Origin of the sequence: Pricia sp., from assembly GCF_041745955.1 — a bacterium.
Classification (GTDB): Bacteria; Bacteroidota; Bacteroidia; order Flavobacteriales; family Flavobacteriaceae; genus Pricia.
Genome location: NZ_JBGTHY010000210.1, coordinates 1 through 8,253 on the forward strand (window position 1 = coordinate 1; position 8,253 = coordinate 8,253).

At 43.8% G+C, this 8,253-nt stretch carries 8 protein-coding genes; 2 read left to right on the top strand and 6 right to left on the bottom strand.

Annotated features, from left to right (window positions below; genetic code table 11):
* The 3 genes from ACEW8S_RS07595 to ACEW8S_RS07605 all read right to left on the bottom strand — a co-directional run.
* Positions 1-876 (bottom strand): cryptochrome/photolyase family protein (locus ACEW8S_RS07595; protein ID WP_373517563.1); only part of this gene is annotated, 876 nt, incomplete at its 3' end.
* 61 nt (positions 877-937) lie between these two features.
* Positions 938-1,093 (bottom strand): deoxyribodipyrimidine photo-lyase, encoded by a 156-nt coding sequence (locus ACEW8S_RS07600; protein WP_373517564.1) that lies wholly within the window; start codon positions 1,091-1,093, stop codon positions 938-940.
* A gap of 95 nt (positions 1,094-1,188) precedes the next feature.
* On the bottom strand, positions 1,189-1,326 hold the full coding sequence (locus ACEW8S_RS07605; protein ID WP_373517565.1) for a DUF2256 domain-containing protein: 138 nt from the start codon (positions 1,324-1,326) through the stop codon (positions 1,189-1,191).
* A gap of 166 nt (positions 1,327-1,492) precedes the next feature.
* Here ACEW8S_RS07605 and ACEW8S_RS07610 point away from each other — a divergent pair, with 166 nt between their 5' ends.
* Complete coding sequence (locus tag ACEW8S_RS07610) at positions 1,493-2,839, top strand: FAD-dependent oxidoreductase (protein ID WP_373517566.1); 1,347 nt, start codon at positions 1,493-1,495, stop codon at positions 2,837-2,839.
* An 87-nt stretch (positions 2,840-2,926) separates the two neighbouring features.
* Here the strand turns inward: ACEW8S_RS07610 and ACEW8S_RS07615 are convergent, their stop codons facing one another.
* Positions 2,927-3,706, bottom strand: coding sequence for a zinc ribbon domain-containing protein (locus ACEW8S_RS07615; protein WP_373517567.1), 780 nt, complete (start codon positions 3,704-3,706; stop codon positions 2,927-2,929).
* 8 nt (positions 3,707-3,714) lie between these two features.
* Complete coding sequence (locus ACEW8S_RS07620; RefSeq protein ID WP_373517568.1) at positions 3,715-4,809, bottom strand: Nif3-like dinuclear metal center hexameric protein; 1,095 nt, start codon at positions 4,807-4,809, stop codon at positions 3,715-3,717.
* 48 nt (positions 4,810-4,857) lie between these two features.
* Between ACEW8S_RS07620 and lpxK the strand changes: the two genes are divergently transcribed.
* Positions 4,858-5,865: a tetraacyldisaccharide 4'-kinase gene (gene lpxK, locus ACEW8S_RS07625; protein ID WP_373517569.1), complete on the top strand. Its 1,008-nt coding sequence runs from the start codon at positions 4,858-4,860 to the stop codon at positions 5,863-5,865.
* Here lpxK and ACEW8S_RS07630 read toward each other — a convergent pair.
* Positions 5,846-8,020: an ATP-binding protein gene (locus ACEW8S_RS07630; protein ID WP_373517570.1), complete on the bottom strand. Its 2,175-nt coding sequence runs from the start codon at positions 8,018-8,020 to the stop codon at positions 5,846-5,848. The two genes, lpxK and ACEW8S_RS07630, sit on opposite strands and share 20 nt — an antisense overlap.
* Positions 8,021-8,253: the final 233 nt, after the last annotated feature.

The following is an 8,253-nucleotide window of genomic DNA, read 5'->3' on the forward strand; positions in this document are numbered from 1 at the left end:
GTGCTCATAATAGTAATCCAGTACCTTATCGACTACCTCTTTCGGCGAAAGCATTTTGCTGTTCATGGCAAACGACAGACGGGAGTGGAACAAAAATTTCTTTTCACTGTGCAGCGCATCCTGATAATCGCCAAAATGGACCAAAAGGTTTTTACAAAAATAATTGAGCACCGAAAGGGAGTCTGCCCTTGACGTCGGCCAGTTAAAACTTTTCGGATCTATTTTGCCCATGGTTTCGATACCCTTGTTTTCAATCTCCCGTACCACGGCACTTACGTCTTTTCGGAACCCCCGTTCATGGGGAATTTCAGGCTTGCCCGTCCATTTCTTGCGGTTGCTATGGTCGAAATTCCACTTACCGCCATCGGGTTGGTCGTTGACCATCATAATGTCGTGCTTCTTACGCATCATGCGGTAGAAACTTTCCATCAAATACTGATTCTTGTTCGAAAAGAAGTTTTTCAGTTCATAACGGGTCGTGTAGAAATGTTCGGAATCGACGGCTTTCGTTTCAATGGATAGGCCTTTGCAGATAGTCTTTAATTGTTCGTCTAACCGATATTCATCCGGCAGTTGGTATTCGAACTGGTCGGCATCAGTTTCATCCACAAATTTTTGAATGATTTTTTCTAGGCTCTGCGGATTGTCATCATCGCCAATTTTGAGATAGATGAAGCGGTGTCCCTTTTCCGAAAGTTCCTCGTGAAAATTACGCATGGCCAAAAAGAAGCCGACGACTTTTTGAATGTGGTGCTTTACATAATCGGTCTCTTGCCGCATCTCGGCCATGAGGTAAGAGACATCATTGTCGGGTTTATCGAACCATGAATGTTTTTGGTTCAATTGGTCGCCGAGAATTAGCCGTAATTTTTTCATTTAGTCGTTTCAATAGTATTGTTAATAATCGGTCATCCGTCACCCGTCATCACTGGGCTTGCTATTTTTCGGTTTTTTTGAATCCGAAATCACCGATTGCGTAGTGACGGGGATCAAAGAAGTACACCGCTATAACCGATTCGCCGTGACAGGCCTTGGAAACGGAGTAACTATCCGCCACCCTGAGGTCATTTCGAAACCAAATGAGATGGTTCATAGGCAAGATGGCTAAATTCAAAAAAGTTTATGGGATTATTGGTTTAAGAGTTTATAAAAAAAGTAATTTCTCGACTGCGACTGCGACTGCCACATCTAGTTCTTGCCCCTCCGACATCGTTCGCTACAATACCTCACTTCTTCCCAATTCTTTTCCCACTTTTTGCGCCAAGTAAATGGCCTACCACAAGTGCTACAGATTTTTACAGGCAAATTGGGCTTCTTATGGGCCATATTCCAGTTGTTCAATAAAAGTAAAAAAAACCTAAACAATAAATGAGATTTTCGTGTTTAATCTAAAACCTAGCAAGACCTTTGGAACAAAACCATCAGCCATACTATTAATTTTGTTAAATTTAGAGGCTACTAATGACAGCGAATTGTTTAAAAAAAACAAAGAATGACGCAAACCTCTAAAAACATCGCTATCATCGGTTCAGGATTGGTGGGCTCGCTTTTATCTATCTATCTTAAAAAACTGGGGCACCGGGTCACGGTTTTTGACAGACGGGCCGATATCCGTAACACGGAATTCTCGGGCCGTTCCATAAACTTGGCCATGAGCAATCGTGGATGGAAGGCGTTAAGAGAGGTCGGTATTGCCGAAGAAATTAAAAAAATTGCTATTCCGCTGGATAAAAGGGCAATGCACGTCATCGATAAACCCCTTTATTTTCAGAAATACGGAAAGGATGGCGAAGCTATATGGTCTATTTCACGGGGCATTCTAAATCGCCGGATGATCGATATCGCCGAGTCATCGGGTGTCGATTTTAGGTTCGAGGAAAAGGTGTGGGACGTGAACCTGCCCGAAACCAAATTGTATACCGGGGAAACGGAAAAGGGGGAGTGGGCTGAGTACGGTTTCGATATGATTTTCGGATGCGATGGCGCATTTTCACGCGTCCGTCATAAAATGCAACGCCGCAGCCGATTCGATTATTCCCAAGACTTCATCGATGTCGGTTATAAGGAATTATCGATTCTTCCCGATTCGGATGGCTCGCATAAGTTGGACAAAAATTCTTTCCACATCTGGCCGCGCGGTAATTTTATGTTCATTGCCATGCCTAATCTCGACGGAAGTTTTACCTGTACCTTATTTATGCCCTTCGAGGGCGAAGTTTCGTTCGAAAGTATCAAGACGAAGGCCGAGGCCAAGTCCTTTTTTAAGACCTATTTTCCCACGGTGCAAAACGACATCGATAACCTTGCGGAAGATTTCTTCAAGAACCCGACCAGCGCCATGGTCACCATGAAATGCTATCCGTGGACATATTGGGACAGGGTTGCCCTTGTTGGCGATTCGGCCCATGCCGTAGTCCCTTTTTACGGACAGGGCATGAACGCCGGGTTTGAGGATATCTTTGTGCTAAACAAAATAATCGCCGAATACGGAGATGATTGGGAACGCATTTTTCAGGAATACCAGAAGGATAGAAAACCGAACGCCGATGCTATTGCCGAACTCAGTTACCGGAATTTTATGGAAATGAGCAGCAAAACGGCCGACCCTAAGTTTTTGCTGCAAAAGCAAATCGAGAAACGTTTTGCGGCCAAACATCCCGATAAATGGATTCCGGTCTACAGTCGGGTCACCTTTTCAAATCGACCGTACGCCGAGGCTTTGGCAGAGGGCGATGCCCAAGAAGAGATTATGCGGCAGGTGATGGGAATGCCGGATATCGATGAGAAATGGGATAGCGATGAGGTCGAGAAGCGAATCTTGGAGCTGCTTAAAAGTTAGGCAGTTGTAGTTGTGGAATTAAAAAAAGCCATCCGATATTTACGGAAGGCTTTCAAATAGGTTTTAAACAATCAGTAAGAGGTATAGTTACAACTTGCCGAACATCTTTTGCATTTTTTCTTGCTCCTCTTCTGCGAGTACCGGATCTACTAGTATCCTGCCACTATGCTCGTCCGTAATAATCTTTTTTCGCGATGCGATTTCTACCTGCACTTGGGGAGGAATGGTAAAGAAAGAACCGCCGGAGGCTCCCCTTTCGATGGGCACTACAGCGAGACCGTTCTTTACATTGTTCCGTATACGGATGTATGCCTTTACCAAACGCTCCTCGATTTCGGTCTGAAATTTTTGCGATTGGTTCAAAAGGGCCTTTTCTTCCTTTTCGGTCTCCTTCAAAATGGCATCCAGTTCGCTTTTTTTGTGTTTCAGGTGTGATTCACGCTCGCTCAAACGTTCTTTTGCCTCTGAGATAACCTCTTTTTTCTGCTCGATCTGTACTTTGAATTCTTTGATATTCTTATCGGCCAGCTGTATTTCGAGTTCCTGGAACTCCAATTCCTTGCTTATGGAGTTGAATTCCCTACTGTTTCGAACATTTTTCTGCTGTTCGGTATATTTTTTTATAAGCTCTTTGGCCTCTTCGATCAAATTCTTTTTGGCTCCAATTTCAAAGTTGATGGTCTCTACATCGGTCTTCAGCTTGTCCATCCGGGTTTTAAGTCCCGTTACTTCGTCTTCCAGATCTTCTACTTCCAACGGAAGCTCACCGCGGACATTGCGTATCTCATCGACCCTCGAATCGATCAGTTGCAGGTCATATAATGCCCTTAATTTATCCTCTACGGTTATCTCTGTTTTCTTTGCCATAAAATTCCTTATAAATATTGGATGGGATTGGTTTTACTTTCCGCCAAACGGATTGCAAAATTAGGTATTTTTTTCGTAAGATAATCAACTAAGAGGGTTTTTGTAAATTGCTCGGTTTCATAGTGTCCGATATCCGCAATAACGATTTTGTCCTCCGCTTTGTAAAACTCGTGATATTTGATGTCGGCAGTAATAAATACTTGGGCTCCGGAAGCCTTGGCAGCTTCGATGGCAAAGGCACCACTTCCTCCTAGAACAGCGATTCTATTCACCTTTTGGCCTAATAAACGCGAATGTCGAACGACGGATACGTTCATTTTTTGCTTGACGTTTTCTAAAAATTGAGTTTCCGAAATCGGCTCCGCAAGTTCGCCGACCATGCCCATACCAATATTTTGGTCGGTATTTTCAAGGGCAAATAGCTCAAAGGCCACTTCTTCGTAAGGATGGTTTTCAAAAAGTGCCTTTAAGATCCGGGAACCATGCCTTTTGGAGTAGATCACGTTCACTTGCGTTTCATCCTCATAGTGTATTTTGCCGATTTCGCCCTTAACGGGATGGGCCTGTTCGCCGGCCTTGAAGCTTCCGGTGCCTTCTATACTGAAACTGCAATCACTGTATCTACCGATATTTCCAGCTTCTGCCTCAAAAAGGGATGTGCGCAGGGCTTCTGCATCCTTTTGGGGCACATAAGTGACCAATTTCTCGATGGTTCCTTTTTTGGGAATCAATATTTTAGGGTGTCCTATTCCCAATACCTCGCAAATTTTCCCATTGACCCCATCCCGAACATTGTCCAACGCCGTATGCATGCTATAGATGGCAATCCCGTTTTGAATGGCTTTGATGACAATACGCTCAACGTAGGTTCTTCCCGTCAGTTGTTTAAGTCCCGCGAAAATAATCGGATGAAAGCTGACGATAAGATTACAATCGGTGGCTATGGCCTCGTCTACCACGTTCTCCAGAGTATCCAAAGTGACCAGTATGCCCTTAACTTCCGCTTGGTCATCGCCTACCAACAATCCGACGTTGTCAAAATCCTCGGCATGGGCCAAAGGGGCCAGTTCTTCGAGTATGTCCGTAACATGTTCAATTTTCATTTTTGCAATATAAGGCATCCAAAGATAAAATATTCTAATTTCGCCGTCGTGGAAGCGCTAAGAAAATTTTTATTTCCTATATCGCTGATGTATGCCTTGGTGGTACATGTCCGTAATTTTCTCTATGATGTGGATGTTTTCAAATCAAAGGCTTTCGCAACCCCGACGATCTGTATCGGCAACCTTAGCGTCGGCGGTACCGGAAAGACCCCAATGGCCGAATTCTTGATTTCACTTTTAAAGGATGAGTATAAGGTGGCTCTGTTGAGCAGGGGATATCGAAGGGAATCTAAGGGTTTTGTATTGGCGAACACCAAAAGTACGATTGGGGATTTGGGCGACGAACCTTATCAGATTTTTTCAAAATTCCCGGAAATTGCGGTCGCTGTCGATGCGGATAGACGAAACGGGATTCGAATACTAGATCAAAAGGTTTCTCCGGATGTAATTTTGCTTGATGACGCCTTTCAACATCGAAAGGTCAACTACGGATTTTCACTGCTGCTGACTGCCCACGACAACCTTTATGTGAATGATTGGTACCTACCGACCGGAAGCCTACGGGACAGCAAACGGGAAGCCAAGAGGGCAGATATGATCATTGTGACCAAATGTCCCCCAAATTTGGATGATTCGGAACGACAGCGGATAATTCAAAAACTGAAACCGGAACCCCACCAACAAATTTTGTTCAGTTGTTTGGCGTATAGTTCAGAATTCATAGGAGATACAAAAGGATTTGCGGTGGATTATTTCAGGGATAAAAAACTGACTCTGGTAACAGGAATTGCAAACCCCGAGCCATTGGTAGCCTATTTGAAAGAAGCCGGACTCGCCTTCGAACATCTGCGTTTTGAGGACCATCATTCCTTCACGGAAAACGAGCTGCAGCAATTTCGGACTAGGGAATATCTGCTTACTACCGAAAAGGATTATGTACGATTAGGTGGAAAAGTGGAAAACGTATATTACCTGCCAATTAGGCATCGGTTGCTGGACGAGGGGAGAAAGGTGTTGGAGGCTTGTATCGTGAGTTTTATGAAATCGAACTCTTGACCCGTCTTTTATCAAAGATATTCTCCCCGATTTTTTGGTAGAATACCTCGGGCTTGAACGGCTTGGTGACCACATCGTTACAGCCGGCGGCGTAGAAACTTTCCAAACTATCGTCCAAAGAAATAGCCGTTAGGGCAATAATAGGGGTGAAGGTGTCGAACTTCCTGATTTCGATGGTGGCCTCCTCCCCGCCGATACCGGGCATGTGAATGTCCATCAATATGGCATCATAAGCGTTTTCGCGAGCCATTTCAATAGCCTCGCCCCCATGATTGGCAATATCACTGGTAATCTCTTTTTTGGTCAACATTTTTTTGGTGATGACCTGGTTGATCTTGTTGTCTTCGACGATAAGAATATGTAGACCTTTGAAGTTGTATTCGTTTTCGGTAATCTCGAAAGGTACGTCGTCGACAATGCTGTCCTTACTTTTTACGTTCAATTCAAAAAAGAAAGAACTGCCCTCTCCGAGCTCACTTTCCAATTGGATCTTACTGTCGAAAAGGCCCAAAAGACTTTTTACAATGGTCAGCCCGAGACCGGACCCTCCATATTCACGGTTTATCTCTATAGAGCCCTGTTCGAATCCATCGAATATACTTTCCTGCTGGTCTTTCGAGATGCCGATACCCGTATCGCGGACCTCAAAATAGAGAACAACGTCTTCCTCCACCTTTTTCATCAACTTGGCAATAACCGTAACTTTTCCATTTTTGGTGAACTTTAGGGCATTACCGACCAGGTTCATAAATATTTGGGAAAGCTTGATAGGGTCGCTCATCAAATGGCTCGGAATGTCGTCGTCGAATTTAAGAACAAGTTCCGTATGGTTGCTTTTGGCACTGGACTGTAGCGAATCGATGGTTTCCTGAAGTACTTTTTTAAGGTTGAACTCAATGTTCAGGGCCTCGAGCTTGTCCGCATCTATCTTATTGATCTGTAAAATATCGTTGATGAAGTTCAATAAATAATCACCAGAGAATTTCAACGATTTCAGGTAATCTTTTTGGTTTTCACTGGGGTTTTCCTCCAATAAAAGATGGGTAAGGCCGGTAACGGCATAAAGCGGGGTACGGAGTTCATGACTGACGGTAGATAGAAAGTTTGTCTTCGCCTGCATGGCACTTACGGCGGAATCCCTGGCCGCTTTAAGCTCGTTGTTCTTGGTCTGCAGCAGGTCGTTGGTCTTTAATTTTATCTGGTTGTTACGAAACAACGAAACGGCCAATAGGGTTATGATGGTCAACATGGCCGCGGTCAGTATTGCGGCAATATCGGATTGGTTCTTCGAAGCGTTCAGTTCCTCTATTTTTTGTTCCTGCCGTTTTATCTCATCGCCCATGAAAGCGAATTGTATTTTTTCCGCGGTCTTTGCCTCGGTCTGTAACTTGGCGATGTTAAAAATAGAATCGCGGATACGCAGTAGATTTTTATTGTTCACCAGGGCTTTCTCGTAGTTTCCGATGATGGTATACACAGTGGTCAACAAGGTATTGGCCTCAATGATTTCCCTGAAAAATTCGTTTTCTTTGGCAAGTTCAAGCGCGTTCTCGCCATTTAATGCACTTTCTTCAAAGTTTTTGGTATCATATTCCAACTGTGCCATTCCCAAATAGGCTCTGGTGGTCAAATATTCACTTTCGTAGAGATCGGTGTTGATGATGAGGGAATTGAAGTTTTTAGTGGCGCTATCATACTTCTCAAGTTTGAGATAAATAAAGCCTTCCGCCAATAAAATATTATTGAAAAAATTACGGTCGTTGTTAAGTTGCCTGGCTTCGTTCAGCATAAAGATAGCTTGAAAATTTCTGCCGTTCCCAAATGCCACAAGAGCTTCTATAAATTTGTCGACGGCCGAGCCATAGGGGTATTCGGTAACTTTCAACAAGCTTTTCGCACGATCGGAAAACAAAAGGGTGGATTCTTCCTTGTTTAGTTTGAGATAGATCAAGGCGATTTTCTGGTAACTATCTATCAACGATTTAACGTCATCATTGGCCTCGGCAACTTTGGCCGCTTTTTCGAGGGATTCAAGGGCGAGGTCGGTCTTGTCTTTATTGGCGAAGATTCTTGCGGCGTCAAAGTACGTCTGCACCTCTTTGGGAGGGATGCTGTCTTGGGCCATAACAATGAAGGATGTTATGAACAGAGTCATAACAAGCCAAAGGTGACAGAATCGAGTATGTGCTAGTTTCAATCGCAAACGTATTGTTTTCTCAAAGGGTAAAACCACTCGGCAACACTCTCCGAAAGTATTAGAGACTTCTATGGAATATGTCGATTAATTTTTCTTGTCCGTCCGGCAAGCAGTTATGTCTCTTGTCATTACGGAATTTTTCCGATTACTAATGATGTCCTAACATCAATCGCTCAAGAAGACTAATAATT